The organism is Actinomadura sp. NPDC049382 (genome assembly GCF_040677125.1).
Lineage (GTDB): Bacteria > Actinomycetota > Actinomycetes > Streptosporangiales > Streptosporangiaceae > Spirillospora > Spirillospora geliboluensis.
This window is the reverse complement of the sequence record NZ_JBFARO010000004.1, coordinates 182,997-208,810: the sequence shown is the minus strand read 5'-3', so window position 1 is coordinate 208,810 and position 25,814 is coordinate 182,997. Positions and strand designations below refer to the sequence as shown.

The window sequence follows — 25,814 nt, the reverse complement described above, 5'->3', positions numbered from 1 at the left end:
TCCCAGGGGCGGACGTCACTCTCCTAGAGGCGAACGTCACCAGGCCGACACCCGTTCCCGGACGCGATGCGCATCCGCGGACTCCGGCGCCTCCAGGGAGTACACGGCGTAGGCGTGCTGCAGCACCGGCAGCGCCACGTTCCGCACCCGCATCCCGCCGGACGTGAGGCCCCGCTCCGTCCCCTTGTGCGCGTGGCCGTGCACGGCGAGGTCGACGCCCGCCGCGTCGATCGCCTCCCCCAGCAGGTAGCTGCCGAGGAACGGGTAGATCTCCAGCGGCTCCCCTTCGAGGGTGTCGGCGGACGGCGAGTAGTGCGTGAGCGCGACCGTGACGTCGGCGTCCAGCTCCGTGAGCGACAGGTGCAGCCGGTCGGCGAAGTCCTTGGTGTGCCGGATGAACGCCTTCATCTCCGGCTCGCCGAAGTCGCTGGCGCAGCGGCCCTCGAACCCGCCGCCGAACCCCTTGCCGCCCGCGATGCCGAGGGTCGTCCCGGTGCAGTCCAGCACCGTGCCGTCCCCTTCGAGGACGGTCACGCCCGCCTCCCGCAGCACGCCGGTGATCTCGTCCTCGGCGTCGGAGTGGTAGTCGTGGTTGCCGAGCACGGCGACCACCGGCAGCCCGAGGTCGCGCAGCACGCCCGCGGCGATCCGGCCCTCCTCGGCCGTGCCGTGCCGGGTCAGGTCGCCCGCGACCAGGAACACGTCCGCCTGGTCGGCGAGCGCGGCGAGGTGCGCCCGGTACTCCCCGGCCACCTCCGGCCCGACGTGCAGGTCCCCCGCGGCGGCGACACGGATCATGAGATCTGCTCCTCTCCGTCCGGCTCCGGCACCGCGACGACGTGCAGCTCGTTGCAGATCTCGCGGCCCTCGGCGGCCTCCCGCGCCGCCTCCTCGACGGCCCGGCGCCGCTCCTCGCTCACCACCTCGCCGCGCAGGTGCACGACGTCCCCGCGGACGTCCACCCGGATGCCGAGCTCGTACGCCTCCGCGGCGAGCCGCTCCTGGATGTGCGCGGCCAGGTATCCCGACATGTCGGCCATGGCCTGCCCCCTTCCGGTCACAGCGCCTCCCTCACAGCACGTCCTCCTCGATCACGCCCAGCCGGGCCAGCAGCGTCAGGAACGCGTACGCGTACGGCGACTCCGCGGTCTCCGCGGCGACCCGCCGCCAGTCCACCTGCTCCCGCAGCGCCCGGCCGACGTGCAGGAACCCGCTGAAGTCGCAGGCGGTCTCGGTGAACGCCAGCAGCCGCATGACCATCAGGTCGGTGGCCGGCAGGACCGGCATGAACACCGCGCCCACCGTCATCTCCGCGGCCCGGCCCAGCAGCTCGCCGTCCACCGGACGGCCGGACGGCGTGTGGATCAGGTCGATGACGTGCTCGCCGTCGTGGGCCTTCTCCAGCCAGTTCTCCGGGCTCTCCAGATGCGTCATGCCCGCGGCGGCGAGCGCGTCCAGCGCCGCCTGGACGTCCCGCTCCCGCAGCACGAAGTCGACGTCGTGCGTCGACACCGCCGCGCCGTGCGCGTACGCGGCGAAGCCGCCCGCGAGCGCGTACCCGACGCCGGCGTCGCGGAGGGCGGCCGCCGCGCGCTTCAGGGCGGTCAGCAGATCGTCCGCCACGCCGCCCAGGCCGGGCCCCGGTCCCGCGGTGCCGGACCCGCGCGTCGCGGCCTTCGGGTGCGTCTGCACGTCCCCCACGCGCTCCCCTGGTCGATTGCGCTCGCGGTGGCGGTACCCGGGGAGGCGCTGGTCATGCCTCTCCCGTCACCCGGCGGGGCGGTACCCGGCGGGCGGGGTGGGGGTCGTGCCCAGGCAGGTCGCGACGGGATCCTCGATCGAGCACCAGCCGGGCGCGCGCACCGGCACATACCCGGACGGGACGCCCCGGTGCGCGATGATCGAGCGGTAGGCGGGAACGGCGTCGGTCGGACGGCGCGCCAGGGTCGGGTCAGTCAGCGCGTCCACCGTATAGAGGCCGAACCGTGGCCGGTAACTGCCCCACTCGTAGTTGTCGGTGAGGCTCCAGTAGTTGTAGCCCATCATCTTCACGCCGTCGGCCATCGCACGCTGGATCCAGTAGATGTGGTCGCGGAGATGGTCCGTGCGCGTGTAGCCGTCCGGGCGCGGCTTGCCGTCGTCGGTCGGCATGCCGCTCTCGACCACGTAGACCGGTAGGTGCGGTAGGCGGCGCTGGTAGTTCTTCAGGACGTAGTACAGCCCCTCTGGTTCTGGGTCGATCTTCCAGAACTCGCCGGTGAGCGAGTGCACCGCGGTGAGGTTCTGCAGGTTCGCGCCGTAGTAGTAGTCGATGCCGATGAAGTCGAGCTTGTCGGTGACGTCGTTGAACATGGCCGCGTCGAAGATGCCGTTGAGGGCCGTCCCGTAGGCGACGTTGCTCGACACCAGGGCGCCCGGGTCGACCTTGTGGATCATGTCGTACGCGGCCCGGTGCGTCTTGATAAGGGCGTCGCGCATCTTCAGCATCTGCCCGAGGTCCATCGGGCGGGTGGTGAGCTCCTTGTAGATGTAGGCACTGGCCTCGTTGAAGGTGATCCAGATGACGCCCTGGCCCTTGTAGCGGTCGACGACGTAGCGGGCGTTGCGGAGCCAGTCGTCCCGCGTGCGGGGGTTGTCCCAAGCGCCCTGGTCGGCGACCCAGCCGGGATACACCCAGTGGTCGAGGGTGAGCATGGGCCGCATGCCGTTCGCCTTGATGCGGCGGACGAGGTCGTCGTAGTAGGCGAGCGCCTTCGGGTCGCGGTGGCCGCGGCGCGGTTCTACGCGGGCCCACTCGACGGACGTCCGGAAGACGTTCACACCGAGGCCCTTGGCGAGCTTCAGGTCGGACGGGTAGCGGTGCAGGAAGTCGACGGAGTCGCCGTAGGGGTCGGTGACGCCCGGCGCCTTGCGATCGGCATAGCGCGTCCAGTTGCTGTCGGGGAAGTGCCCCTCGCTTTGGAAGCCGGACGTGGACACGCCCCAGAGGAAGCCGGGCGGGAACTTCGCGGTCGGTGGACCGCTGTCGGCGAGGGCCGGCGGCGCCACCACGAGCCCGACGACCAGGACGAGACCTGACACCACACGGCCGAACACAGGGCTCCCTTCGCCGGGCGGAACCTGCCCTCTCCTTCGGACTACAGGCGGCCGGATCCGGTCCGTCAAGCCCTCGGCCGGGCCGGATCCGGTGCTCCCGTCCGTCCGCAACCGGCCACCCCGCCCCGCCGCGTCCGGCGGCCAAAAGGAGACATGAACCACATTTACCGATACGTGATACACGCCACAGACCATTACGGAGCGTCAGGGAGTTTTCCACAGAACGACATTCCACTTACCGGGCGACGCGCGGCGGGTCACCATGAAATGGATCTTCTTTCCGGGAAAGGTGACCTAGTTCACACTTACCCCACAGTGCTCGAAATCAGCGCAGGCCACGACAGGGGCGACCGCCCCTTTCCCAGCGCCCGCCCCCATCGGAATGACCGGAGTGATTTGCCATGCCGACCCGACTCTGCATACGTTCCTGCCGGTTCATGCGGCACTGCAGCCGCCCGGATAACAGAACACGCACCCGACGCGCGGCTCGCGGCCTGCACGGCCGCCTCCACGGGCCGGGCCCGGCCCCCCAGGCCGTCCGCCCGCGGACCCCCCGCTCGAAAGCCGCCGTCGGAAGCCGAATCCGTGCAGACGAGAGGCACGGAACCGGAAGCGGCCACCGTTTCCCGCATCCCGTCGAATGACGCGGCGGAATGGCCGCGGCATCCCGACCCGCAAGGAAAACCCTCGCGGTGACGGCTGCCCGGTAGGCATCACCCGCGAGATCTGGAGTCATTCTGCATACCCCCCGAAACCCCCTGAAGACCGGAATCACCACCGGCGGGCTCGCGCTCACCGCGACCGCGGCGCTCGGCGCGTCCGTCCTCACGGCCGGTCCCGCCGAGGCGGCGGCACCGCCGCGGCAGGCCGCGGTCGTGACCACGGCCGCGAAGGTCTCCGCACAGCAGTCCCGCGCCGCCAAACAGCGGCAGCGCGCGGCCTACGCCGTGAACTACGCGGCGAAGCAGATCGGCGACCCCTACCGCTACGGCGGCACGGGCCCCGGCTCCTGGGACTGCTCCGGCCTCGCCGGCGGCGCCTGGCGCAAGGCGGGCGTGAAACTGCCCCGCACCAGCCAGCAGATCTACCGCGCCGTCAAGAAGAAGGTCTCCTGGAAGGGCGCCGTGAAGGGCGACCTGCTGTTCTTCTACAGCGGCCGCACCCACATGGGCGTCTACGCGGGCCACGGCTACATGATCCATGCGCCCAGCTCCGGCAAGCGCGTCAAGAAGATCAAGCTGACCAAGTACTACAAGCGCAACTTCTCCGGCGCCGTCCGCCCGGGCCTCTAGCCCAGGCCGGCCCCGGCACCGCCAGGCCCCGCACGAGTCGCGACGTCCCCCGCGCGCACCGTGCGGGGCCTCCGGCGGTAAGGCCCCCGCCGGAGGGCTCAGCCGAGGGCTGGGTAGTCGGTGTAGCCGCGCCGGTCGCCGCCGTAGAAGGTCGAGCGGTCGGCCTCGTTGTAGGGGCCGCCGGCCGCGATGCGGGCGGGCAGGTCGGGGTTGGCGAGCCATAGCTCGCCGAACGCGATCGCGTCCGCCAAGCCCTCCCGCAGCGCCTCGGCGCCCTCCTCCGGCCGCGCGGGGAACGACGCCGGCGTCGGATGCGGGTTCAGGATCAGCGTCCCCGGCCACTCGGCCCGGATGCGGCGGGTCATGTCGCGGTTCAGCTCCTCCATGACGTGCAGGTACGCGAGGCCCAGCGGCGCGAGCCCTGCGACGAGGGCCGAGTACAGCTCTGGCGTGTCGCTCTCGCTGACACCGCTCGACGTGCCGCCGGGCGACACCCGGAGCCCGACCCGCTCCGGGCCGATCGCGTCCGCCGCCGCCCGCACGGCCTCGACCGCGAACCGGATCCGGTTCTCGACCGTCCCGCCGTAGGCGTCGGTCCGGACGTTGCTCCCGTCGGCGAGGAACTGCTGGATCAAATAGCCGTTCGCACCGTGCAACTCGACCCCGTCGAACCCGGCCGCGACCGCGTTGCGCGCGGCGGCGGCGAACTCCTCGACGGCCCGGCCGATGTCGTCCAGCGTCATCTCCCGAGGGACGGGGTGGTCGAGCATTCCGTCCGGCGTGTAGAGCTGATCGCCGCTCGCGATCGGCGACGGGCCCAGCGGGAGCCCGCCGTCCGGATACAGGACGGGGTGGCCGACACGCCCGGAGTGCATCAGCTGGGCGAAAATCGTCCCGCCCTCCTCGTGCACGGCGCCGGTCACCGCCCGCCACGCCGCCACCTGCTCGTCGGAGTGCAGGCCCGGCGTCAGGATGTACCCCTGGCCCCGGACGCTCGGCTGCGTCCCCTCGGTGATGATCAGCCCGGCGCCCGCGCGCTGCCGGTAGTACTCGGCGGTCAGCCCGGTGACGGTGCCGTCCGCGCCGGCGCGGCTGCGGGTCATCGGCGCCATCACGAGGCGGTTGCGCAGCTCCAGCTTCCCGGCCGACAGCGGCTCGAACAGTTCCCGCACGATGTCCTCCTCGGTTCGTTATCGCTGATCACGAACGTACGAACCGCCGGATACGGGGTGCATCCGTAGGCTTTCGGTATTCGGGCCCGTAGTTTGGACGCGTGCTCTACGGGCGGAACGACGAACAGGCGCGGCTCTCCGCGCTCCTCGACGGGGCGCGCGACCACCGGCGCAGCGCCGCGCTCGTCCTGCGCGGCGAGGCGGGCATCGGCAAGTCGGCGCTGCTCGCGGAGGCCGCCGCCGGGATGCCGCGGGTGCTGCGGGCGACCGGGGTCGAGGCGGAGTCCGGCATCGCGTTCGCCGGCCTGCACCAGCTGCTGTGGCCCGTCCGCGACCGGCTGGACGGCCTCCCGCCGGCCCCGGCCGCCGCGCTGCGGTCCGCGCTCCGCGAGACGTCCGCCGAACCGAGCCGCTTCGCCACCGGCCTCGCCGTGCTCACCCTGCTCGCCGACCTCGCCGAGGACGGCCCCGTGCTGTGCGTCGCCGACGACGCGCACTGGCTCGACACCGCGACCGTCGAGGCGCTGCTGTTCGCCGCGCGGCGGCTCGCCGCCGAGGGCGTCGTCATGCTGTTCGCCGCCCGCGACGACGCCTTCACCGGTACCGGCCTGCCCGAGCTGCGGCTCGGCCGGCTCGCCCGGGACGACGCCGAACGGCTGATCGCGCCGCGCGGGCTGGCCCCGGTCGTCCGGGAGCGGGTGCTGCGGGAGGCGGCCGGCAACCCGCTCGCGCTGCACGAGTTCGCCGCCGCCGACGAGCGTCCCCCCGAGACCACGCCGCTGCGCGTCGCCGACCGCGTCCTCGCCTCGTTCCAGGACCAGATCGCCCGGCTGCCGGAGAAGACCCGGCAGATGCTGCTGATCGCGGCGGCGGAGGGCCGCGGCCACATGCCGAGCCTGCTCGCGGCGGCCGGCACGTTCGGCACCGGCCTCGCCGACCTGGAGGCGGCCGAGCGCGCCCGCCTCGTCGCGGTCACCGGGCGCAGCATCGCGTTCCGGCACCCGCTGATCCGGGCGGCCGCGTACCAGGGCGCGACGGCGGCGCGGCGCGTCGCCGCGCACCGGGCGCTCGCCGAGTCCGCCACCGACCTCGACTGCCGGGCGCGGCACCGCGCGTCCGCCGCGCTGGCCCCGGACGAGGACGTCGCCGCCGACCTCCAGGAGGCCGCCGAGCGCGCCCGCGTCCGCGCCGGGCACGCGACGGCGGCGGCGCTCTACCGGCAGGCCGCCGACCTCACCCCCGGCCGGTCGGCCCGCGCGGCGCGGTTCGGCGCCGCCGCCGCGCTCACCCTCCAGGCGGGCCGGCTGGACGAGGCCGGCGACCTCGCCGTCCACGCCGAGAAGCTCGGCGCCGCCGACCTGGCCGCGCTCGCCCGCGTGCACGCCGCCGTCGAGTACGAGCGCGGCGACCCGCGCGCCGCGGCCCGCATGATGGTCGACCGCGCCGCCGGCGACGAGCGCGCCGAGATGCTGCGCACCGGCGCGGTGTACGGGTGGACGTCCGGCGAGCTGCACGCCGTCCGGCGCGCGTCCGAGCTGCTGCCCGGCGACCGGATGCTGCGCGGCCTCGCCCTGCTCGGGGACGGCGACTACGCGGGCGGCCTGCCGCCGCTCGCCGACGAGGTCACCGCGATACGCGACGGCGCCGGCGACCGGCTGCGCGGCGCCCAGCTCGCGCTGATCGCCGGCGCGGACGCGGCGGCGCTGGAACTGGCCGCCGCCGAGGCCGCGCACTGCCGCCGGCACGGCCTGGTCGGCGAACTGCCGGGCGTCCTGCAGATCCGTGCGCAGACGCAGATCGCGGCGGGCCGCCACGCGGACGCGGAGGCCACCGTCGCCGAGGCGGTCGCGCTGGCCCGCGACACCGGCCGCCCGCACCGCGAGGGCCGCCTCGGCGCCGTCCTCGCCCGGATCGCGGCGATCGAGGGCGACGAGGCCCGCCTCCACGAGCTGACCGCGTCCGCCCCGCCGGGCCTGGCCGACGCCGCGCTCGCCCTCCTCGACCTCGGGCTGGGCCGCTACGACGACGCGCTGCGGCGCCTCGACGAGATCGCGAACGGCCCGCACCGCCACGCCGACGTCTTGTCCGCCGCCGACCAGGTGGAGGCCGCCGTACGCGCGGGCGAGAACACCGTCGCGCAGGCAGCCCTCACCCGCTTCCGCACGTGGGCCGAGGCGAGCAAGCAGCCGTGGGCCCTCGCCGTGGCGCTGCACTGCGAGGCCCTGGTGACCGACAGCGAAGAACCGTACGTCGAGGCGATCCGGCTACATGAGCAGTCGTCGCGGCCGTTCGAGCGGGCCCGCACAGAACTCCTCTACGGCGAGCACCTCCGCCGCGCCCGCCGCCGCTCCGACGCACGCGTCCCGCTCCGCTCGGCGGCGTCCATCTTCGAACGCCTACACGCCACCCCCTGGCTGGACCGCGCGCGCGCCGAACTACGTGCCACCGGCGAATCCGGCACCGCCACCCCGACCGCCCCGGACCTCCTCGACCGCCTCACCCCGCAGGAACTCCAAGTAGTCCGCCTGGCGGCCGCGGGCACCAGCAGCCGGGAGATCGCCACCCAACTCTTCCTGAGCCCGCGCACGGTCGAGTACCACCTCTACAAGGCGTACCCGAAGCTCGGCATCTCGTCCCGCAAGGAACTCTCCCACCTGACCCTGGAGCCCGCCTGAACCCCGCCGCCTCCCTACAGAGCCTCCAAGCCCTCGCCCTAGGCGACGCCTTGGGCTCCCAGTTCTTCGTCCCCGCAAACCGCCCGGCCTTCGAGACGCAGACCCTTCCCCCTGCCCCATGGCAATGGACGGACGACACCGAGATGGCCGCCTCCATCCACCTCGTCCTCACCCGCCATGGCTCCATCGACCAGGACGCTCTAGCGCAGAGCTTCGCCGAGCAACACGACTTCGACCGCGGCTATGGCCCGTCCACAGGGCGCCTACTGCGGCTCATCCGGGAAGGCGGCGACTGGCGCATCCTCGCAAGAGAACCGTTCGGCGGCACCGGCTCCTGGGGAAACGGCGCCGCCATGCGCGTCGCGCCCCTGGGCGCTTGGTTCCTTGGCGACCCCGCTGAGGCGGCCCGCCAAGCCGTGCTCTCGGCCGAGGTCACGCACCCCCACCCCGAGGCAGTAGCGGGCGCCATCGCCGTGGCCGTCGCCGCGTCCATCGCGCCGACCGACCCACCGCCGGGCAGGTTCATCGACGAGATCCTCCGGCACGTCCCGCCCGGGACGGTTCGCAAGGGCATCGAAGAGGCTCGCCGTCTCCTCCCCCTCGGCGACCCGTCGACCGCAGCCGCGGTCCTCGGCAACGGCCAGCGGGTCGCCGCACACGACACGGTGCCGTTCACCCTCTGGGCCGCCGCGAAGCACCTGGGCGACTTCAAGGGCGCGTTCTGGACGACGGCCGCCGCCGGTGGGGACATTGACACGACCTGCGCGATCGTCGGCGGCATCATCGGAACGGCACCCCCCGACTGGCTCGCCCACTGCGAGCCACTACCGCCAGGGGCGCTATGACAACAGGGTCCGCTTGAGGAAGGCTTCTGTAAGCCGCCACGCCCTTTCAGCCGGCTCCGGCTGGTAGAACATCGGCGCCTTGCGGTTGTGGAACGCGTGCCCACCGTCCTCCTGGACGTGGATCTCGACGTTCTCCCGCCCCTCTGCGGCCCGCTCCACCTTCGCGACGTCCTCCCTGGGGATGTAGGCGTCGTCCCCACCGAAGTGGAACTGCACAGGGGCCTGTATGGCGTCGAGCTGGTCCAGAGCCCCAGGCACACCCGACCCGTAGAACGACACCAGGGCATCGACTTCCGCCTGAGCACCCAGCAGATAGGCGAGCGTCCCGCCGAAGCAGAACCCCAGCACGCCGACCTTGCCGACACCTGGCAGGCCCTTGAGGACGTCCAGCGCGGCCTTAGCGTCCGCTACGCCCTTCTCCCAGTCGAACTGGGAGACCATCGACATCCCCTTGGGGAGGGCCTCCTCGTTGTGGACCGTCGTCCAATTCGGCTCGATGCGCCAGAACATGTCGGGGGCCGCCACCACGAACCCGAGCGCCACCAGGTCCTCGGCGACGGCCTCCATGTACTCGCCCACGCCGAAGATCTCCTGGACGAGCAGAATCCCCGGACCGCGCTCTCCCCACACCCGCAGGTCGAACTCACCGTCCGCAACAACGACCTTCTCCGTCATGTCACCCGATGATGGCGTAAACCGCACTCGCATGGGCGACGGTCACCGAATCGACCGCCATGTCGATCTCCGCGAACGCCATCGTCCGCCCGAGCTTCGACAGCTCCGCCCGCACCAGCACGTCCTTCCCCTTCACGGCCCGCTGGAACGTCGTGCTGAGCTGCACGGTCGTCATCGGCACGAACCCGCCCTTAGCACCCGAGACCGCCAGCACCACCGCCGTGTCGGCCGCCGCCATCAGCGCCTGCCCGGACAGCGCGCCGCCCTCCCGCGCCAGCCGCTCCGACCACGGCAGCCGCAGCACCGCCGTCCCGTCCCCCACCTCCTCCGGTACGAGGCCGAGGTCCAGCACCCACGGCGCGAAATTGTCACGCAGGATCTCTTCGGGCTTCACCGTCATCCCGACATGATGCACGCTGAGGACATGCACGAGGAGATCTTCCTGCCCGCGACGTACGCCGCCGGGGTCCCTTACGCCGCCTTCGCCCGCCTGCGCCGCGAATCGCCGGTCGTCCGGATCCCCGAACCCGCCGTCGGCCCCTGGCCCGCCGGCCCCGGCTACTGGGCGGTCTTCCGGCACGCCGACGTCAAGCACGTCCTGCGCTCCCCGGACCTCTTCTCGTCCAACCTCGGCGCCACCCAGATCCGCGACCCCGACACGCCCGAGGACCTCGCGTTCGTCCGCGCGATGATGCTCAACCAGGACCCGCCCGACCACTCCCGCCTGCGCCGCATCGTCGCCGCCGCCTTCACCCCCCGCGCCGTCCGCGCCCTGGAGGAGACGATCGAGGCCCGCGCCCGCGCCCTCGTCGCCTCCGCCCTCGGCGAGGACACCGACTTCGTCGAACTCGCCGCCGACCTCCCCGTCTGGACGCTCGCCCACATCATGGGCGTCCCCGACTCCGACCGGCGGCTCCTCTACGACTGGGCGTCCCGCGTCATCGGCTACCAGGACGACGAGTACGCCGGCCTCTCCACCGCCGACGCGGCCACGATGACGCCGATGGCCCACAAGGCGATGCACTACCGCCCGACCACCACCACCCACCCGGACGGCCGTCCCATCAACCCGCGCTCCTACACGGCCCTCGCCGACATGTTCGCCTACGCCCACGCCCTCGCCGCCGAGAAGCGCTCGAACCCGTCCGGCGACATCATGTCCCGCATGCTGGAGGGCGGCCTCACCACCCACGAGTTCGAGAACATGTTCTTCCTCTTCGCCGTCGCCGGGAACGAGACCCTCCGCAACGGCATCCCCGGCGGCCTCCTCACCCTCCTGGAACACCCCGCCGAACTGGCCCGCCTCCGCGCCGACCCCGCCCTCCTCCCGTCCGCCGTCGAGGAGATGCTCCGCTACTGGCCTCCGGTGATGGACTTCCGCCGCACCGCCACGACATCTACCACCCTCTCCGGCCAGAAGATCGACGCGGGCGACAAGGTGGTCGTCTACCACGCCTCCGCCAACCGGGACGAAACCGTCTTCCCGTCCCCCGACCGCTTCGACATCGCCCGCACCCCCAACGACCACGTCAGCTTCGGCTTCGGCCCCCACTTCTGCCTGGGCGCCCACCTGGCCCGCACCCAGATGCGCGCCCTCTTCCGCGAGCTCCTCCCCCACGGCGTCACCCTCACCGGCACCCCCGTCCGCCTGGCCTCCAACTTCCAGAACGGCCTGAAGCACCTCCCCGTCCACCTGTCCCCCACCCTGTAACCCCGTCGCGAACCCCCCGCCGATCTCGGTACGCTTGCGGGACGGGTCGCTAGCTCAATTGGCAGAGCTCCGGACTTTTAATCCGTAGGTTGTGGGTTCGAGTCCCACGCGACCCACCACCCTGACCAGGGCAAACGCGAGATCGTCCCGGTTTGCCCGCCGCCCGATTCGCCCCGTTCCGTCCCTCTGTCTGCTCGATGTTTGCTCGCGGGCACGGATCGGGCCTGATCGCCCCCGTTTTCCAGCGATGTTCCCCGGCGCCGCCCGCCATCGTGTATGGGTGGCGGCACCCTGAGCTTCGAGGATCATTCCGCGGGCGGTATCACCGCTAGTCGCACGTCACGCCGATCCGAATGAGCTCGACGCCTCACCAGATTCCCCACTCACCCCCGGCGCCGCCACTAGACAGGCGCAGCGACCGTCCCATCTGTAGGAACACCCTCTTCGCAGCGCATCAACACGGCTCTCCAGCAAGGCAACGTTCGCCCGTATGCGAACAAGCACCTGGGTGGGTCTCGTCTGGCGTCGGGGATGCGTATATACAGTGATGACAGTCACGCTGACATCGAAGGGGCCCGGTGGAAGAGCACGATCAGGAAGTTCGGTTCAATCAGGCGATGGGAGCCAGGATCCGCGCTGCCCGCAAGGACGCCAATCTCGTCCAAGCCCAGCTTGCCCAGATGGTCGGGCTTTCTCGGGCGTCGATCACCAACATCGAAGCCGGCTCCCAGGCGCCACCCCCCTACAAGCTGGCCTTGATCGCCGATGTGTTGAGGGTCAGCGCCGCTGACCTGCTGCCTGTACTGGCTGAGCTTGGCGGAGTCGAGCCGGGGATGCCAGAGCACCTTGCGGAAGCCCTGGCCAGCGTGACATCTGCAGCCAGCGAGTTGGCGGGAGGCAGTCATGGCCAGAGCTGATGTCGCCGCACGCGAACTGCTCGACAAGGAGGGCATCGTGGAGCCCCCCGTGGACCCCTTCCGGATCGCCCAGGAACTACTCGGAGTCCTCCTAGTCCGGACAGAGATGAAGGACGACGTGTCCGGGATGCTCGTCCGCGAACCTACGCGTACCGTGATCGGGATCAACCAAGGTCATGCCGCTACCCGGCAGCGGTTCACCGTGGCGCACGAGATCGGGCATCTGCAGCTCCACAAGGGCCGTCCGTTGATCATGGACACGGACGTGCGGGTGAACCTCCGCGACAAGGTCTCCAGCATGGCGACCGACCGTGAGGAGATCGAGGCGAACCGGTTCGCCGCCGCTCTCCTGATTCCCGACTTCATGGTGCGGAGCGAGATCTCCGACCTGGGGTTCGAGAGCGCAGAAGAGCTGGTCACGAAACTTCGGCGTCGGTTCAAGGTAAGCCCCTCCGCCATGAACTTTCGCCTCGTGAACCTGGGCATCCTTCCGTACCCCGCGGATATCAGCTAGGCACGCTCTCGAAGCACTGGCCGGGGCACCGTCCCCGGCCAGCAACACGATCTAGACCCCAGGACAGTCAAACTAACCTCCAAAAAAGCCTTGACAGATTGTCCTCACGTTGATCACCCTTGGTCACAGGAGGCTTCGCAGCACCTACGGCCGCAGACACTTGCGTCCGTCCCTCGAAGCCCATGGCGCATCCGAGACCGGTACTCCCGGGGATTGGAGGGCACAGTGCCCAAGGACGACGACCGCACCAGGCCGACCAACGTCACGATCGATGGGCGGCACTTCAAGGTGACCGACAGCACCCAAACCGCGGCGGCTCTCCTGCGCCTGGCCGGCCTCGACCCCAGCAGCTACGACCTGGCCGAGGTGCGGCACGGCCACGGCGAGCTCAAGCGCTACGACGATGTCGACAGTGTCCACATCAAGAACGGCGACAAGTTCGTCACGGTGCGTCAGTGCGCTGAGGTCGCCTGAGATGACCACCCTATCCAGCACCGGTGTCGACGCCTTCGTCCTCGGGCTGGAGCGCTGCGACCGGGAAGTCCGGCTCCTCCACGGAGTCGTGACCTTCCCGGTCGAGGTGCTCTCGGGCGCCCACGCCGGAACATCGGTCCAGACCGGCGTGAACACCGCGGAACTACACGGTTGGCCCCTCACCCCGCCGCACTGGATCCACCTTCCGGACGAGATCACGTTCGCCAGAACCACCACCAATCCTTCTCCGATCCCCGGATGGCTCGCCCACTCACGAGACGTCCGGTGGTGGGCCGCGACAGATGAGCCGGCTCAGGCGTGGATCGCCCATGTCCGTGGCGTTCTGGGAGCGAGTCGATGACACGGCCGCGGCGCTTCTCGGCAGCCATGCCGGGCACCGTCGACGACGCGCTTCGCTTGCATCTGCTCCGTGACGACGGCCAGGAGGACATCTGCCTGGTCACCTACGCGCCCTCCACCGGCGCCAGCCGTACATCAGCGCTGCTGAAGGAGGTCGTCCTACCAAAACCAGGCGAGCGATCCGTCCACGGCAACGCCTCCTTCACCGGGGACTACGTGGTTCGGGTAGCGAGCATCGCCGCAGCCCAGGGCCTGGGCATCGCGCTCGCCCATTCCCATCCTCATGGGTCTGGCTGGCAGCAGATGAGCGGGCCCGACGAGGATGCCGAACGCTCCTTCGCTCATCTGGCCCACGCGATCACAGGCCATGAACTGTTCGGTCTGACCGTTGCAGGCGATCACGCATGGTCCGCTCGCCGATGGAACGCGGACGCCCGCTGCACTGAGGCCGAAAGTGTCCGGGTGGTCGACTCGCACCTTCGCGTGACATGGAACGAGGCGCTGCGCCCCGTGCCGATGCCCCAAGACTCCCAGATCCGAACGATCTCCGGGTGGGGCGAGCAGATACAGGGACTACTCACCCGCCTCCGCGTCCTGGTCGTCGGAGCCGGGAGCATCGGTCACGACATCGCCATCCGCCTGGCCGCCACAGGGCTGCTTCACGTGGCCGTCATGGACTTCGACGACCTTGAGCGCGTCAACCTCGATCGAATGCCCACCGCGACATGGATCGATGTCGCGCTACGACGGGGCAAGGTCGAGCACGCCCTGCGGCAACTCCGGCTCGCGGCCACCGCCGGCCGGCCGGACCTGCACGGTTTCGAGGACAGCATCTGCGAAGACCTCGGCCAGCGCATCGCCCTCGACTACGACGTGATTTTCAGCTGCGTCGACCGGCCGTGGCCCCGAGCGGTCCTCAATCAGCTCGCCTACAGCGACCTCATCCCCGTGATCGATGGCGGAATCGCGATCGACCCCTTCGCCGACGGCAATGGCATGCGCAACGCCACCTGGCGCAGCCACGTCCTCAGGCCCGGCCGTCCCTGCATGGTGTGCACCCGCCAACTCAACCCCGCCGATGTGACGCTGGACCAGCAAGGGCTTCTTGAGGACCCCGAGTACATTCGACAGTCCGGACGGCAGAAACCGGCACGGCAGAATGTGGCCGCTCTCGCAATCAGCCCCGCCGCAAGTCAGCTGGCACAGTTCGTCAGCCTCGTTGTCGCTCCGGGTGGGCTCGGAGAACCGGGACCGCTCCAGTACGTGCTCTCAACCCACCAGCTCATCGCGCTGCCAACGTCCCTCAATCCTGAATGCTTCTTTGAGCGGACTACCGGGCTCGGGGACGCACGAGTCGAGTTGACCGGCGTTCATGAATCCGCCGAACGCACCCGCGCCGCGCGTCGACGTGCCCAGCGCTCGACCAGGATCCGCCTTGCCCGTGCCGGAGACCGACTCCTGACCTCGGCCCAACGCAAATGGACCGAGCTGACCTGCCCGGAATCGCGGCTCTAGCCAGCGCCTCGGCCAGGCTCTGCCTCGCCCGCGCAAGTAGCGGCACCGGGGACGCAGACGGCCCACGTGCGGTGATCGCCGCATATAAGAACTGGTCTCCGGCTGGCGTGATGTGCTCATCTGCGGTCACCCAGCCGGCCAAGCACATCACCTGCACCAGCGGCACTGCTTGTGCTGCGTGTCTTCATGGTGCGACGCCGACCCGCAGTGCGGTCCCGCCGTGGGGCCCGCCTTGCGGCGCGCACGATGCAGGTTCTGCAACGTCGACCACTCCCCCACGGGCTACCGGCGGCGCCCGCCGCAGCCCGGCCTAAGCCCGGCTCAGCCGATGCTGAGGGACGCGGCAAGATTGCTGGATGAGCGAGTTCCAGATCGTCCAGCCCAACACCTGGACCCCGCTGGTCGGTACGGATGTCGAGGTTCTGGTCGACGGTGTGGACCAGGGCGTGTCCGTGGATGCCGAGTTGTACCGCAACGACCGTGGCGAGCAACTGGTCGAGTTCTCCATCGCGGCACATGCCGACGCCAAGATTGTCGTCCGCGCCCCGAGGACAGACCTGGCGTGGCCTCAGGGATAGGCCGCGTCAGCAAATTGACCGCGTCTAGGCTCGCTGCGCTGGAGCGTCACGAGGTCATAGCACGATGGGGCTGTGGCGTTCGAGGAGGACGACGTCGCGCCATTGGCCGTGGAGGCGGCCGAGGCGTCGGCAGGTGCCGACGGTGCGGAAGCCGGCCTTGGCGTGGAGCCGGAGGCTGGGGATGTTCTCGGGGAGGATGCCGGTCTGGATGGTCAGTATGTCGTTGGCTTCGGTGGTGGCGATGAATACGGTCAGCAGCGCTCGCGGAGAGGGTGGATCACCACGCGTGTCGGCTGGCAGGGTCAACCGCCGAGGATGTGACTCCTAACGCCGCCATTTCGTGATTGAACCTGACGCGGAGGCGCCCCAAGGCCCTGGCAGAAGAACTAAGAGGAGTCACCTGTGTATGCCGGGTGCGGAGGGAATTCCTCGCCGCAAGCAAAGCATCGGACCACGGCCATGGGGCGTTCCAACGGCTGACCAGAGACCGCAGTCGAGCCTTCCACCTGGAATGAACCACAGCTTGGACAGGAGTGGGGAGTGAAGGTTTTCTCACACCGAAAGCAGTACCAGACTTCCACTCCATCACCCTTAGGGAGTGGTTCAGGGGCGGCCTCTCCAAGGTCTATATCTTGACCTCGCTCGCTATCGGGCACGGTGTCTGCGCTTCCGCACCGCAGGCAGTGGACACTATCGCTGATCATCGTTGAGTCGCCTCACATGCGTGGGAGTGTGGCCAGTGCTCAGCGCACCCTAAACCAGGGACGGCCACTGTTCCCCTCTGGGTGGCCATAGGCTGGGTAGAGGTAGTTATTTCGGAGCGAGAACCATGGTCGGCTGCCGCTTCCCTCTGGGTGGCCGTAGGCGGGGTAGAGCTTGTTGTTTCGGAGCGAGAACCATGGTCGGCCGCCGCTTCCGTCCGGGTGGCCGTAGGCCGGGTAGAGCTTGTTGTTTCGGAGCGAGAACCAGGGCCGTGAGCCGTTGCCTTGGGGATGACCATGGGTTGGGTACACGTACATGCAGTCGAGTGTGCCAGGAGGTACCGACAGCACTGCGGCCTTTTTCGCCGCTATGGCCATCGGGTGTGTTTATGAGCGCCAACCGACGATTCGCGCGCCATGTGGGCGTACGACCGCGTGGTGACGGGCAGTCCGATCCATTCGTCCGGTCTGTTCGCCCTGTCGTCCCTGACCCGGGCTTGTCCTGACCCGCCACCCTGAGCGGGAGGCGGTCATCACGACGACGTCAGCGCGCCATCGGCGGTACGTGTCTGCTTGCGCAGCAGGGTGAGGACGTGTCGGGCGTCGGCGGCGACTCCGCGCAGGGGGCCGAGGCGAACGAGCGCTGCCATTCCAGGCTGATGAATCCCAGCACCAACGATGTGAGAGTGGTCCGCGTGGAGCCGACAACAGCGCGCCTGATTGTGCGAGCGCCATCACTGTTGGTAGCCAAGCGTGGTGATCACTAACTCACCGTCCCGGCCGGAAGCGCGGGTGCCGCCTGAACTCGATGAGCCGTGGCGTGTCCGTCCGCGCCGCCGGCACCGGCGCCCTCGCGACCGCCGCCGCTGGGCGGCACCTATGGTCAGCGCTGGGCTGGCCGTCCTTGGCGCCGTTGCCGTCTTCCATTTCGCGGGGGCGTCCGGGGCAGCCCCATCGTCTCCGCTGCCCAGGACAGATGCGACGACCCTGAACTACCGGGGGAGCCCGTCCCTCACCAAACGGGCCGCCACACCCGAAGGCGGACGTTCTCCGAGCCGTACCTGGCGTGATCACAATCGTCCGAGTCGCGAGGACGAGGCCAATGCGGCATCGGCGGAGGCCGTACCCGGCAACCGCCGGGTACAGCCTCCGCGTCCACGCAGCAGTACGGTCACACCCCAGGACAGAGCCCGGCGCCCGCGGACGGTGGAGCCGCCGCGGGCGCGTCGGGTGCCGGGTTGGGTTCGGGCCGAGTGCCGACGCCGCTTCCCGCATGACAGGACCCGCCAAGCTGCGTGTGTCGCAGTGCTGCGCGGCTATTTCGGCCGGTGAACCGTCCGGGACGTTAGGACACCTGGGCTTCGGTGTCGGAGTCCGGGCCGTCGGCATTGTGGGTTTCGCTCTGCCCGGCGTCAGGGCTTGGGTTTGCGTCGCCGTTGGGCTGGGCGTGTCCGGGCAGCGGGGTGATGGTGGCGCTGGATGGTTCGGGCGGGTGGCTGGCCGGGTGGTGGGCGTTGTGGATGAGGGCGGCGGCGTCTTCGGCGGCTTGGCGGCCCAGTTGCGGTAGGACGCTGGTGTAGATGTCGGAGGCGATCGCGATTGAGGAGAGCCGCAGGGTCTCCTGGACGACCTTCATGTCGTATCCGGCGGCCAGCAGGAAGGTGGCGGCGCCGTGCCGCAGGTCGTGCAGCCGGATCGGTGGTAGCCCGGCCTCCATGGACAGCCGTTCGAACTGGTCGGTGACGTCGTTGGGGTCGACCGGCTGGCCGGTGGGCGTGGTGAAGACGAATCCGGTCTCGGTCCAGGCGTCGCCGGCGGCGAGGCGTTCGGTGTTCTGCCGCGTCTTGTGGGCGCGTAGTTCCTTGATGGTGGTGGAGTCCAGGCTGATGGTGGCCTCCCCGGCGTCGGACTTGGGTTTGCCTTCGAAGGTGTCGGGGCCGATCTGGGTGATCTGCCACCGGATCGCCGCCGTCCCGCCTCGCAGGTCCAGGTCGGACCAGCGCAGGCCGCATGACTCGCCGCGGCGCAGGCCCCGGCAGGCGATCAGATGGAACTGTGCGTACAGGCGGTGGCCGCGTGCCCGCTGCAGGAACTGCTTGGTCAGGGCGGGGGTCCACACCATGACCTTGGACGGGCGCGGGGCGCCGATGTAGGCGTCCAGCCGGTTGATCCGGTCCCCGATCCGTTTGTGCGGTTCCAGCCGCGCCTGACGTCTACGGCGCGCGTTCATCGTCTCGGTGTGCAGGGCGAAGGCCTGCTCCCATTCGGCGATGCGCTCGTCGGTCCACACCAGGGCCTTGGGTGCCTTGCCGGAGGGCAGTTCGACCAGGGAGGCGACGTTGATCTCGATGAGGCGTTGCTTGATGGCCTTGTTCAGCGCGGACCGCAGGGTCGCGCGGATGCGCTGCTTGGTGGCCGGGCCGACCACGCGCCGTCCCTTGACCTTGGCGCGCAGTCTGGGGTCTGCGGATTCGCGGGCAGTGGTGATCTGCTCGTTGAGTTCGTCGATGGCGTCGAAGATCCGGTCGACGTCGGTGACGCGGAGCCGTTCCAGCAGGATGTGCCCGAGGTGGGGTTTGAGGTACAGCTCGATGTGGCTGGCGTAGGAGCGGCGGGTGCCTTCGCGCAGGTTCCGGCGTCCGGCCAGCCAGGTCTCCAGGTACTCCCCTACGGTGATCGCTCGGCTCAGGTCCTGCCCGGTGCGGACTTTGCGGCGCACCTCGTTGGGGTCGGGCAGCGCCTTGGTGGCGCGGACGGTGGTGACGATCAGGTCGGCGATCTGCACGCGGGCCGTGTCATCGGTGGCGATGGCCAGCAGTTCCTTGGCGCGGTTCAGCTCGGCGTCGGCGGTGTCCTGGGTGGTGAACCCGCCCCGGCGCAGCGGGCTGCGCCGGGCCCCGGCGGCGGTGGGCGGGAGTTCGAGCTGGTAGTTCCAGGAGCCGTGGGTGCTGCTCCAGCGGCCCTTGCCGCGCCGCAGTTTCGGACATTTCTTGCCGAGCAGTCTGCCGTCCTGGTCGCGGCATCCGCAGGTTTTGAACGTGCTTCCCTTGGCGGCCATTCAGCCTTCCTTCTCGTCGCTGGGAGGCTGCCCGCCGGTCGTGCCCGGGTCGCCGATCGCGGGCGTCTGCGGGCTGAGGCCCAGGGCGGTCTGCAGGTCGGCGGTGGACACCCGGTAGTTGCAGCCGACCTGCAGCACCCGGCAGGGGAAGTCCCCAGTGCGGGCGAGCTGGTAGGCCTTGGTGCGTCCGATGCCGAACGCGCGTCCGGCGGTGACCAGGTCGATGGTGACGGGCAGCGAACGGAGTTCCGCTGGAGTCAGCCCGGGCTTCACCGCGCACCCCCGGCAACCGGCGCCGCCCCACGCAGGCCGTGAGGCTTGCATGGGCGAGTGCGGGCGGTGCGGGTGTCACGGGCCTCCTCCAGCGGGTCAGAACCGCTCCGGCCACCGGACGGGCGGCGCCTGCCGCGCGGGCGGGCGGGTCCGGCCGGTGCGGAGCGCCCGTATCGACGCTCGCCTTCTCCCCGCCGGTCAAGCCCGCGGCTGACCGGGCCGGTCTCCTGCACGGTCGTGACGGGTGGCGCGATGAGCTGGGGGCGGCCTGCCGGGACGGCCAGGTGCCAGGCGTCGCCGCATCGGTAGGCGCGCAGCCGGGTGCCGGGAGCGGCGATGCGGGCGGCGTGCCGGGCGGTGCGGCGGGTGAGGTAGCGGGCGCGTCCGCACCGCCCGCACAGGCCGAGCTGGAGGCTGGCCAGCATCTCCAGGACCCGGTTCCGCCCTGCTGGCTTGTGGTGCCGGTGGTCGGTCATCGGGCCGCCTCCGGCAGGTCGCTGGCGCGTTGGAACAGGAGCAGGTCTTCGTGGGCGGTGGCGCAGGCGGGGATGCCGCGGTCGCGGGCGCGGCGGGTCTCCAGCATCTGGAAGAACGAGGCCCGGTTGACCAGCCCCCCGTCGCGCAGACCGGCGAGCAGGGCGGCGTACCGGCCGACCAAGGTGAGGCCGTGGCCTTGGGCGGTGTCGATGACCTGGCCGGGCAGGTCGATCAGCTCCCCTTTGACCCGGATCGGCCGGACGGTTATGGCGATCAAACCGCCGGGGCGCAGCAGGGTAGCGCTGCCGGCGAGGATGCGGCCGAAGGCGTCCAGGAGGCCGGGCAGGGGCTGGTGGGCGAGGTTGCCGCGGTCGGTGGAGTAGCGGTGGTGGCGCTTGTCGATCTTTCCGCCGCCGTTGTCGCGGCCGGAGCGGATGTGCCCGTGGGTGTGTGAACCATAGGGCGGTGAGGTGAGCACCAGCGCCGCTCTCCCCTCCAGGGCGCGGTAGAGGGTGGCGATGTTGCGGGCGTCCCCGCACACCAGCTGCGGCGTGCCAGCGGCTCCCTGAGCGTGGGCGTGCCGCAGGTTGCCCACAGTGAGGTGCACGAAGTCGGGCTCGTACTCCACACCGGCGGCGTCACGGCCCAGGTGGATGGCCTCGACCAGCGTGGTGCCGATCCCGCACATCGGGTCGACCACCAGGTCTCCGGGACGGGTGAAGGCTTCGATGACGGTGGCGGCGATCGCGGGCAGCATCTTGCCGGGGTGGCGTATCGACTCGGGCGTGTAGCGGCCGTGGCGCTGCAGCCGGGAGGGCCGCTGCCCCGTCACCAGTACTGATGCGAGTCTCGCCGTGGCGGTGGAGGCGTTATGGTTCATCGGGCGCTCCCCTTCTCCCAGGCCTGGGGTTTGGTGAACAGGCACAGGTCGGCGTGGACGCTGACCAGGGGCGGCAGCGCCCGGGAGCGGGCGTCGCGGAGGTGGGCCAGGTCGGCCGGCCCGGCCTGGACGACCAGGGCATCTCCATCGACCGGGACGCGAAGCGCGATGACGTGTTGGACGTACTGGAAGCCCAGTCCCTGGGCGTGGCGGATGATGCGCGGCGCAGGGTCGATGAGGCGCCCGCCCTGGCGGCGGGCGGTGGTGGTGATGGCCAGGACCCCGCCCGGCCGCAGTAGCTTCCACGCCGAGGCCAGGAACAGGCCCAGTTGCTCGCTGGTGAGCATCCACAGGTCCGCCCGGCACGCCGGGCAGCCGCGCTCGCCCACCCTGCGCGGCGGCTGGCCGCCGGTCTCATACGGGGGCGGTGCGGCGACGACCAAGGCGACGTCGCCGAGGTGGTCGGCCAGACCGCGGGCCATCTGGTCCGGGCGGGCCGGCCGCATCTGAACCTGCGCCAACTGGTCTTGGGTCAGGCCAGCGCGCAGCCGGGTTCCGATGTGCTGGGCGAGCGGGAAGTGCGGGACTAGCGCGATACCGCGGCGACCGAGGTCGGCGGCGGCGACCAGGGTGGCCTCACTGGTGGTGAAGCCCTCGGCGACCAGGTCGCCTTCGCCGGTGCAGGTGCCGATCAGGTGTCGGGCCAGTTCCCGGCCGACCGCCTGCCGGTGCGGCAGGCAGATCTGCGTGGCGGACCGGGTGGCCTGCGCGCGGGCGTGCTCAGCGCCTGAATCGGCTCGGCTGCCCGCGTTGGAGGACGCCGAGTCGGTGGTGTCGGAGCACAGCCAGACGGTCAGCGGCACCATCCGGCGCTGGACGCCGCCGGCGGGTCCGGTGGGTGAGTTGTTCGGATTGGGCGGTGTGCGGTTCATCTGCTGGGTGACCCGAGACGGCCACCCGATCCCCGTTGCAGCAATGAAGAACCGCCGGACGATCCGGTTTTCACCCACGCCGGTGGTCACCTTTTAACCAAGGCGGGCCGAGCCGTTCCTTACCAGCTGTATGTCCGCCGCCACCCGGCTGAGAGAACCACCGGGCGCCTTCCGACCGGGGTTCGGCGTGTTCCCGAGGTCGGCGCTGGCGGCGCGAGGCGCTTCAAAGGTTGGTCAAGACCGTCGATGGCCGGGTGAATTCGGGCCGGTGTCGCGGTGCTTCACGGGTGCCTGTCGAGATCACCGGCGCTTGGCGCAGTTGGAAGGGCGGACGGCTTCGAGCCCGGTCCCCGCCGCATCATCCCGTCATCTCGTGTTCCTTCAAGGAGGACACCCGCAGCCTCTTTTGGCCGCGCCGGTGCCGGTGGTCTCGATGGCAGCCCGTACCCGTTTCCCACCTCGTGTTCGGAGACACTGCCATGCGCGATCACGCACGCCAGCACACCCGCCGCCCCTGCTGCACTCGGGAAGGCCACGGGCCGACCACGGACACCTCCCAGCGATCCGCTGCTGCGGACCGCACCACCCGCCGACGGCCCAGCCGACGCCGGGTCTTGACCGCTTCGCTGCTGTGGACGGGCGGGTGCGTGGCCGCCTCCCTGCTGGTGCCCGGTGTCGCCGAGGCCGGCACGGGCCTGGCCGCGGCCGCCTCGCTGGACGAGGTGATCACCAACCTGCGGAACGTGATCGTCGGTCTGCTAGTGGGGTTGGCGACGCTCTTCGCCACGATCGGCGGAGTCCGCTACATCCTGGCCGGGGGTGACCCGGGTGAGGTGGAGGCGGCCAAGAAGACACTGCGGTACGCGGCGATCGGGTACTCGGTGGCGGTGCTGGCTCCGGTGCTGGTCAAGCTGCTGCAGAGCATCGTGGGCACACCCTCGTGACTCCCGATACAGCCCTGAGTCGGCGAACCCTGCGAATGGCTGGCCTCGCGCCACCGGCCGGCGCCGCCGCCAAGGTCGCCGTGCTCGTGGTGCTGGCGGCCGGGGCCTGGCTCTGCGTGTCAGCGCTCCCAGTGAGGGCTGTGGCCGATCCTGCGCCGAGTCCGTCTCCTGGTGCGCCTGCGCAGACCCCGCCGGTTGCGCCTCCGGCGGCGCCAGCATCGCCCTCACCGACATCACCCTCGCCAATGCCAGCCCCGTCTTCACCGTCTCCGTCGCCGGGGTCCTCGCCCACGCCGGCAGCACCGGGCGGGCAGGGCACCAGCGGTGAGGACGGGTGCGGATTCGCTGATGTGAGTTGTATGGCCAAGCGTGCGGTGAACGGCTGGTTCACCGACCTGGTGTCCTCGGCTGCCAAGCCGGTCTTCGGGTTGCTGCGCGACACGGTGCTGGGCACGCCGGAAGTGGACTCAGCGGAGATGGCGCGGGCGCGGGACCTGTGGGGCGTGTCGCAGACGATCGCCAACACCTGCTACGTGCTGCTCATCACCGCCGGCGGGGTGTGGTTGATGGCCGGACACAGCCTGCCCGGCGCCGAACTCACCCCCGGGCAACTCGCGGTACGGATCGTGGGGGCGTTCCTGGCCTCCAACCTCAGCCTGGTCCTGATCGGATACGGGGTCGGGTTCGCCAACGGGCTGGCGGGGGCGTTCCTGGACGCGGGCGCCGAATCGGTTGATCCGAGTGTGGTCGCCGATGTGGTGGCCGGTTTCGTGGCGGCGAATCTGGTGCCGGGGCAGCCGTTCACCGCGTTCCTGGGGCTGGGCGTGGTGGTGATGGCGCTGTGCGTGGCGTTCATCTACATCATCCGGCTGGCGATCACGATGGTGCTGATCGCCGCGGCCCCTTTGGCGTTGATGTTCCACGCCCTGCCGGTGACGGACGGGCTGGCTCGGCTGTGGTGGCGCGGGATCAGCGGGATCTTGGCGATCCAGGTGTGCCAGTCGCTGGTGCTGGCGACCGCGTTCCGGCTGATGTTCTCCGAAACCGACGACAGCGGCGACCATCTCCTCGGTATCCCGTCGCATAACGACGTGACCGATCTGCTGCTGGCGGCGTGCCTGCTGTGGGTGATGTTGCGGATCCCGTCCTGGGTGGCGCGCACCATCTGGCGTCCGGCGCAGCCGCGCATGCTCGGCGGTCTGCTGCGCAGCCTGATCCTCTACCGGGGGCTTGGCGCTCTGTTCGGCAACCGGCGCCGCGTCGTCGCCCCGATACGGCGCCAGCACCCGCCTCCCGTACCACCGCCCCCGCCTGTGCCGCCGAGGCGGCTGGAGCTGCCGGCGACGCGTCATCGGCTGGCGCTGCCCGCCGGGCCACCGCCGCCGACTGAACCGCCCTCGCCCGGTTCTCCCGTCGACCCTGCTGGCCCGGAATCGGGTCCTGTTCCCAGAGGTGGACGTTCGATGCAACTCGCGCTCCCGATCCCGGCGCGGCCTCGGAGACGGCGGCCGGTGCAGCTTGCGCTGCCCATCCCGGCAACGCGCACGCCTCCGCCAACACGCTTCAGGCCGACTGGAGAACCGGCGCGGCCTCGTCCGCGGTCGGGGCAGTTGATGTTGCCGGGGATGCCGCGGCGGCCGGTGCCGCACCGGCAGCTGACCTTGTGGACCGAGCCGCCCAAACGCAGGAGGCGCAGATGAACAGCCACTCGCATGAGCAGCCGATGAGTGTGAAGATCCCCGCTGACGTCGACCAGCCCGACAAGATCCTCTACGGGCTGACCGCTCGGCAGCTGGCCATCCTTGGTTGCACCGCCGCCGGCGTGTTGTGGTTGCTGCTCACCTTCCAGGCGCTGGTGCCGTTCCCAGTCCTGGTGGCGGTGATGATCCCCGTCGCGGCAGGCGGGGTCGTGCTGGCCGCCGCCCGCCGGGACGGTATGACCCTGGACCGCTACCTGGTCACCGCTCTCGCCCACCTGCGCGCGCCGAAGGCACGAGTCACCACCGAAAGTGCGGTGCAGGCGCCGCCGTCGTGGTGCCGGATGCGGGGACGGCTGCCCGCCCCACTGCGGCTCCCGGTCCGGGCCGTCCGCCAGGACGGCGCCATGGAACTGACCGGCGGCGGGGTGGCGGCGATGGTGCGGGCCGGAACGGTGGCGTTCGGGCTCCGCACGCCGGGTGAGCAGGCGGGCCTGGTCGCCGGATTCGGGCGGTGGCTCAACTCGCTGGACACCCCCGTGCAAATCCTGGTCCAGGCCCGCCCGGTCGACCTGACAGGCCTGGCCGACCACATCACCGAGCACGCGCCCGGCCTGCCTGATCCGGCGCTGGAGCAGGCGGCCGGCGAGCATGCCGCATTCCTGTCCGAGGTCGGCGCCGCCCACGGCCTACTGGTCCGGCACGTCCTGATCGTGTTCACCACCACCCCGGCCGCGTCCGCCTCCGCACCGTGGGGCAAGGGCCGGCAGCGGATCGGGCGAGACGCCGGCGCCGCGGTAGTGGTGCGGCGAGCCGCCGAGGCGGTGCAGTCGCTCGCCGCGCTCGGTGTCGCGGCCGATGTGCTCGACAGCCGGTCCTGCGTCGCGGCACTGGCCGAGTCGCTGTCCCCAGGCGAGCCCCGGCCTGTGGATATCGCTGCACCGGACGAACTCATCACCGTGGGGCAGGAGGCATGATGCGCAAGATCGTTGCCCGTGTTCAGGGGCTCAATGGCGCCGGTCGAGACC

Annotated in this window: 25 protein-coding genes and 1 tRNA gene; 13 read left to right on the top strand and 13 right to left on the bottom strand. The window is 70.6% G+C overall.

Annotation, left to right across the window (positions count from 1 at the left end; genetic code table 11):
* Positions 1-36: 36 nt before the first annotated feature.
* The 4 genes from AB0K34_RS04685 to AB0K34_RS04670 form a co-directional block, all read right to left on the bottom strand.
* A complete protein-coding gene (locus tag AB0K34_RS04685; protein ID WP_138641440.1) occupies positions 37-798 on the bottom strand; it encodes a metallophosphoesterase in 762 nt (253 codons plus the stop codon).
* Complete coding sequence (locus AB0K34_RS04680) at positions 795-1,061, bottom strand: BON domain-containing protein (protein WP_240808535.1); 267 nt, start codon at positions 1,059-1,061, stop codon at positions 795-797. Before AB0K34_RS04680 ends, AB0K34_RS04685 begins: the two co-directional genes overlap by 4 nt.
* Positions 1,062-1,071: 10 nt before the next feature.
* Entirely contained in the window at positions 1,072-1,701 is a 630-nt protein-coding gene (locus tag AB0K34_RS04675; protein ID WP_240808534.1) for a nucleotidyltransferase, read from the bottom strand.
* A 66-nt stretch (positions 1,702-1,767) separates the two neighbouring features.
* Complete coding sequence (locus AB0K34_RS04670; protein ID WP_301176802.1) at positions 1,768-3,096, bottom strand: family 1 glycosylhydrolase; 1,329 nt, start codon at positions 3,094-3,096, stop codon at positions 1,768-1,770.
* An 875-nt stretch (positions 3,097-3,971) separates the two neighbouring features.
* Between AB0K34_RS04670 and AB0K34_RS04665 the strand changes: the two genes are divergently transcribed.
* Entirely contained in the window at positions 3,972-4,388 is a 417-nt protein-coding gene (locus tag AB0K34_RS04665; RefSeq protein ID WP_301176803.1) for a C40 family peptidase, read from the top strand.
* A gap of 98 nt (positions 4,389-4,486) precedes the next feature.
* Here the strand turns inward: AB0K34_RS04665 and AB0K34_RS04660 are convergent, their stop codons facing one another.
* Positions 4,487-5,560 (bottom strand): alkene reductase, encoded by a 1,074-nt coding sequence (locus AB0K34_RS04660; protein ID WP_301176804.1) that lies wholly within the window; start codon positions 5,558-5,560, stop codon positions 4,487-4,489.
* Positions 5,561-5,661: 101 nt separating this feature from the next.
* Here AB0K34_RS04660 and AB0K34_RS04655 point away from each other — a divergent pair, with 101 nt between their 5' ends.
* Positions 5,662-8,235 (top strand): AAA family ATPase, encoded by a 2,574-nt coding sequence (locus tag AB0K34_RS04655; RefSeq protein WP_364545509.1) that lies wholly within the window; start codon positions 5,662-5,664, stop codon positions 8,233-8,235.
* Complete coding sequence (locus tag AB0K34_RS04650; protein WP_364545538.1) at positions 8,232-9,080, top strand: ADP-ribosylglycohydrolase family protein; 849 nt, start codon at positions 8,232-8,234, stop codon at positions 9,078-9,080. The genes AB0K34_RS04655 and AB0K34_RS04650 overlap by 4 nt, the downstream gene beginning before the upstream one ends.
* Here the strand turns inward: AB0K34_RS04650 and AB0K34_RS04645 are convergent.
* Both AB0K34_RS04645 and AB0K34_RS04640 read right to left on the bottom strand, forming a co-directional pair.
* Positions 9,075-9,755, bottom strand: a complete 681-nt coding sequence (locus AB0K34_RS04645) for a dienelactone hydrolase family protein (protein ID WP_301176650.1) — start codon at positions 9,753-9,755, stop codon at positions 9,075-9,077. The genes AB0K34_RS04650 and AB0K34_RS04645 overlap by 6 nt on opposite strands.
* A 1-nt stretch (position 9,756) precedes the next feature.
* A complete protein-coding gene (locus AB0K34_RS04640; protein WP_176194714.1) occupies positions 9,757-10,155 on the bottom strand; it encodes a PaaI family thioesterase in 399 nt (132 codons plus the stop codon).
* A 6-nt stretch (positions 10,156-10,161) separates the two neighbouring features.
* Here AB0K34_RS04640 and AB0K34_RS04635 point away from each other — a divergent pair, with 6 nt between their 5' ends.
* The 7 genes from AB0K34_RS04635 to AB0K34_RS04605 all read left to right on the top strand — a co-directional run bounded on the left by AB0K34_RS04635 (position 10,162) and on the right by AB0K34_RS04605 (position 15,824).
* Positions 10,162-11,466 (top strand): cytochrome P450, encoded by a 1,305-nt coding sequence (locus tag AB0K34_RS04635; RefSeq protein ID WP_364545505.1) that lies wholly within the window; start codon positions 10,162-10,164, stop codon positions 11,464-11,466.
* A 43-nt stretch (positions 11,467-11,509) separates the two neighbouring features.
* A tRNA-Lys gene (locus tag AB0K34_RS04630) sits at positions 11,510-11,585 on the top strand.
* Between the two features lie 459 nt (positions 11,586-12,044).
* Positions 12,045-12,383, top strand: coding sequence for a helix-turn-helix transcriptional regulator (locus AB0K34_RS04625; RefSeq protein ID WP_364545503.1), 339 nt, complete (start codon positions 12,045-12,047; stop codon positions 12,381-12,383).
* Positions 12,370-12,897 carry an ImmA/IrrE family metallo-endopeptidase gene (locus tag AB0K34_RS04620; protein ID WP_364545501.1) on the top strand — a complete coding sequence of 176 codons (528 nt, stop codon included), beginning with the start codon at positions 12,370-12,372 and terminating at the stop codon, positions 12,895-12,897. Before AB0K34_RS04625 ends, AB0K34_RS04620 begins: the two co-directional genes overlap by 14 nt.
* 225 nt (positions 12,898-13,122) lie before the next feature.
* On the top strand, positions 13,123-13,371 hold the full coding sequence (locus AB0K34_RS04615) for a multiubiquitin domain-containing protein (protein ID WP_364545498.1): 249 nt from the start codon (positions 13,123-13,125) through the stop codon (positions 13,369-13,371).
* 357 nt (positions 13,372-13,728) lie between these two features.
* Complete coding sequence (locus AB0K34_RS04610; protein WP_364545496.1) at positions 13,729-15,246, top strand: ThiF family adenylyltransferase; 1,518 nt, start codon at positions 13,729-13,731, stop codon at positions 15,244-15,246.
* Between the two features lie 356 nt (positions 15,247-15,602).
* Positions 15,603-15,824 (top strand): hypothetical protein, encoded by a 222-nt coding sequence (locus AB0K34_RS04605; RefSeq protein ID WP_364545493.1) that lies wholly within the window; start codon positions 15,603-15,605, stop codon positions 15,822-15,824.
* Between the two features lie 54 nt (positions 15,825-15,878).
* Here AB0K34_RS04605 and AB0K34_RS04600 read toward each other — a convergent pair whose 3' ends face one another.
* The 6 genes from AB0K34_RS04600 to AB0K34_RS04575 all read right to left on the bottom strand — a co-directional run bounded on the left by AB0K34_RS04600 (position 15,879) and on the right by AB0K34_RS04575 (position 22,145).
* Positions 15,879-16,130: a hypothetical protein gene (locus AB0K34_RS04600; protein WP_364545490.1), complete on the bottom strand. Its 252-nt coding sequence runs from the start codon at positions 16,128-16,130 to the stop codon at positions 15,879-15,881.
* A gap of 1,740 nt (positions 16,131-17,870) precedes the next feature.
* Positions 17,871-19,583, bottom strand: a complete 1,713-nt coding sequence (locus AB0K34_RS04595; RefSeq protein WP_364545487.1) for a tyrosine-type recombinase/integrase — start codon at positions 19,581-19,583, stop codon at positions 17,871-17,873.
* On the bottom strand, positions 19,584-19,856 hold the full coding sequence (locus AB0K34_RS04590) for a DNA-binding protein (protein WP_364545484.1): 273 nt from the start codon (positions 19,854-19,856) through the stop codon (positions 19,584-19,586).
* The gene (locus tag AB0K34_RS04585; protein WP_364545481.1) at positions 19,853-20,332 is read right to left on the bottom strand and encodes a hypothetical protein; all 480 of its coding nucleotides are present in this window, start codon (positions 20,330-20,332) and stop codon (positions 19,853-19,855) included. Before AB0K34_RS04585 ends, AB0K34_RS04590 begins: the two co-directional genes overlap by 4 nt.
* Positions 20,329-21,213 carry a DNA methyltransferase gene (locus AB0K34_RS04580; protein ID WP_364545478.1) on the bottom strand — a complete coding sequence of 295 codons (885 nt, stop codon included), beginning with the start codon at positions 21,211-21,213 and terminating at the stop codon, positions 20,329-20,331. Before AB0K34_RS04580 ends, AB0K34_RS04585 begins: the two co-directional genes overlap by 4 nt.
* Positions 21,210-22,145, bottom strand: coding sequence for a hypothetical protein (locus AB0K34_RS04575; protein WP_364545475.1), 936 nt, complete (start codon positions 22,143-22,145; stop codon positions 21,210-21,212). Before AB0K34_RS04575 ends, AB0K34_RS04580 begins: the two co-directional genes overlap by 4 nt.
* 614 nt (positions 22,146-22,759) lie before the next feature.
* Here AB0K34_RS04575 and AB0K34_RS04570 point away from each other — a divergent pair.
* The 3 genes from AB0K34_RS04570 (at position 22,760) to AB0K34_RS04560 (ending at position 25,763) form a co-directional block, all read left to right on the top strand.
* Positions 22,760-23,089: a pilin gene (locus AB0K34_RS04570; RefSeq protein WP_301177925.1), complete on the top strand. Its 330-nt coding sequence runs from the start codon at positions 22,760-22,762 to the stop codon at positions 23,087-23,089.
* 359 nt (positions 23,090-23,448) lie between these two features.
* Positions 23,449-24,789 carry a hypothetical protein gene (locus AB0K34_RS04565; protein ID WP_364545472.1) on the top strand — a complete coding sequence of 447 codons (1,341 nt, stop codon included), beginning with the start codon at positions 23,449-23,451 and terminating at the stop codon, positions 24,787-24,789.
* A gap of 23 nt (positions 24,790-24,812) precedes the next feature.
* Complete coding sequence (locus AB0K34_RS04560) at positions 24,813-25,763, top strand: PrgI family protein (RefSeq protein WP_364545469.1); 951 nt, start codon at positions 24,813-24,815, stop codon at positions 25,761-25,763.
* The last annotated feature ends 51 nt before the right edge of the window (positions 25,764-25,814 follow it).

What these genes read in the sequence shown, in the direction of transcription:
- AB0K34_RS04685 (WP_138641440.1), bottom strand. Translation starts at nt 798, where the DNA reads ATGATCCGTGTCGCCGCCGCGGGGGACCTGCACGTCGGGCCGGAGGTG.
- AB0K34_RS04645 (WP_301176650.1), bottom strand. Translation starts at nt 9,755, where the DNA reads ATGACGGAGAAGGTCGTTGTTGCGGACGGTGAGTTCGACCTGCGGGTG.
- AB0K34_RS04640 (WP_176194714.1), bottom strand. Translation starts at nt 10,155, where the DNA reads ATGACGGTGAAGCCCGAAGAGATCCTGCGTGACAATTTCGCGCCGTGG.
- AB0K34_RS04635 (WP_364545505.1), top strand. Translation starts at nt 10,162, where the DNA reads ATGATGCACGCTGAGGACATGCACGAGGAGATCTTCCTGCCCGCGACG.
- AB0K34_RS04620 (WP_364545501.1), top strand. Translation starts at nt 12,370, where the DNA reads ATGGCCAGAGCTGATGTCGCCGCACGCGAACTGCTCGACAAGGAGGGC.
- AB0K34_RS04610 (WP_364545496.1), top strand. Translation starts at nt 13,729, where the DNA reads ATGACACGGCCGCGGCGCTTCTCGGCAGCCATGCCGGGCACCGTCGAC.
- AB0K34_RS04605 (WP_364545493.1), top strand. Translation starts at nt 15,603, where the DNA reads ATGAGCGAGTTCCAGATCGTCCAGCCCAACACCTGGACCCCGCTGGTC.
- AB0K34_RS04595 (WP_364545487.1), bottom strand. Translation starts at nt 19,583, where the DNA reads ATGGCCGCCAAGGGAAGCACGTTCAAAACCTGCGGATGCCGCGACCAG.
- AB0K34_RS04585 (WP_364545481.1), bottom strand. Translation starts at nt 20,332, where the DNA reads ATGACCGACCACCGGCACCACAAGCCAGCAGGGCGGAACCGGGTCCTG.
- AB0K34_RS04580 (WP_364545478.1), bottom strand. Translation starts at nt 21,213, where the DNA reads ATGAACCATAACGCCTCCACCGCCACGGCGAGACTCGCATCAGTACTG.
- AB0K34_RS04575 (WP_364545475.1), bottom strand. Translation starts at nt 22,145, where the DNA reads ATGAACCGCACACCGCCCAATCCGAACAACTCACCCACCGGACCCGCC.
- AB0K34_RS04565 (WP_364545472.1), top strand. Translation starts at nt 23,449, where the DNA reads ATGGCCAAGCGTGCGGTGAACGGCTGGTTCACCGACCTGGTGTCCTCG.
- AB0K34_RS04560 (WP_364545469.1), top strand. Translation starts at nt 24,813, where the DNA reads ATGAGTGTGAAGATCCCCGCTGACGTCGACCAGCCCGACAAGATCCTC.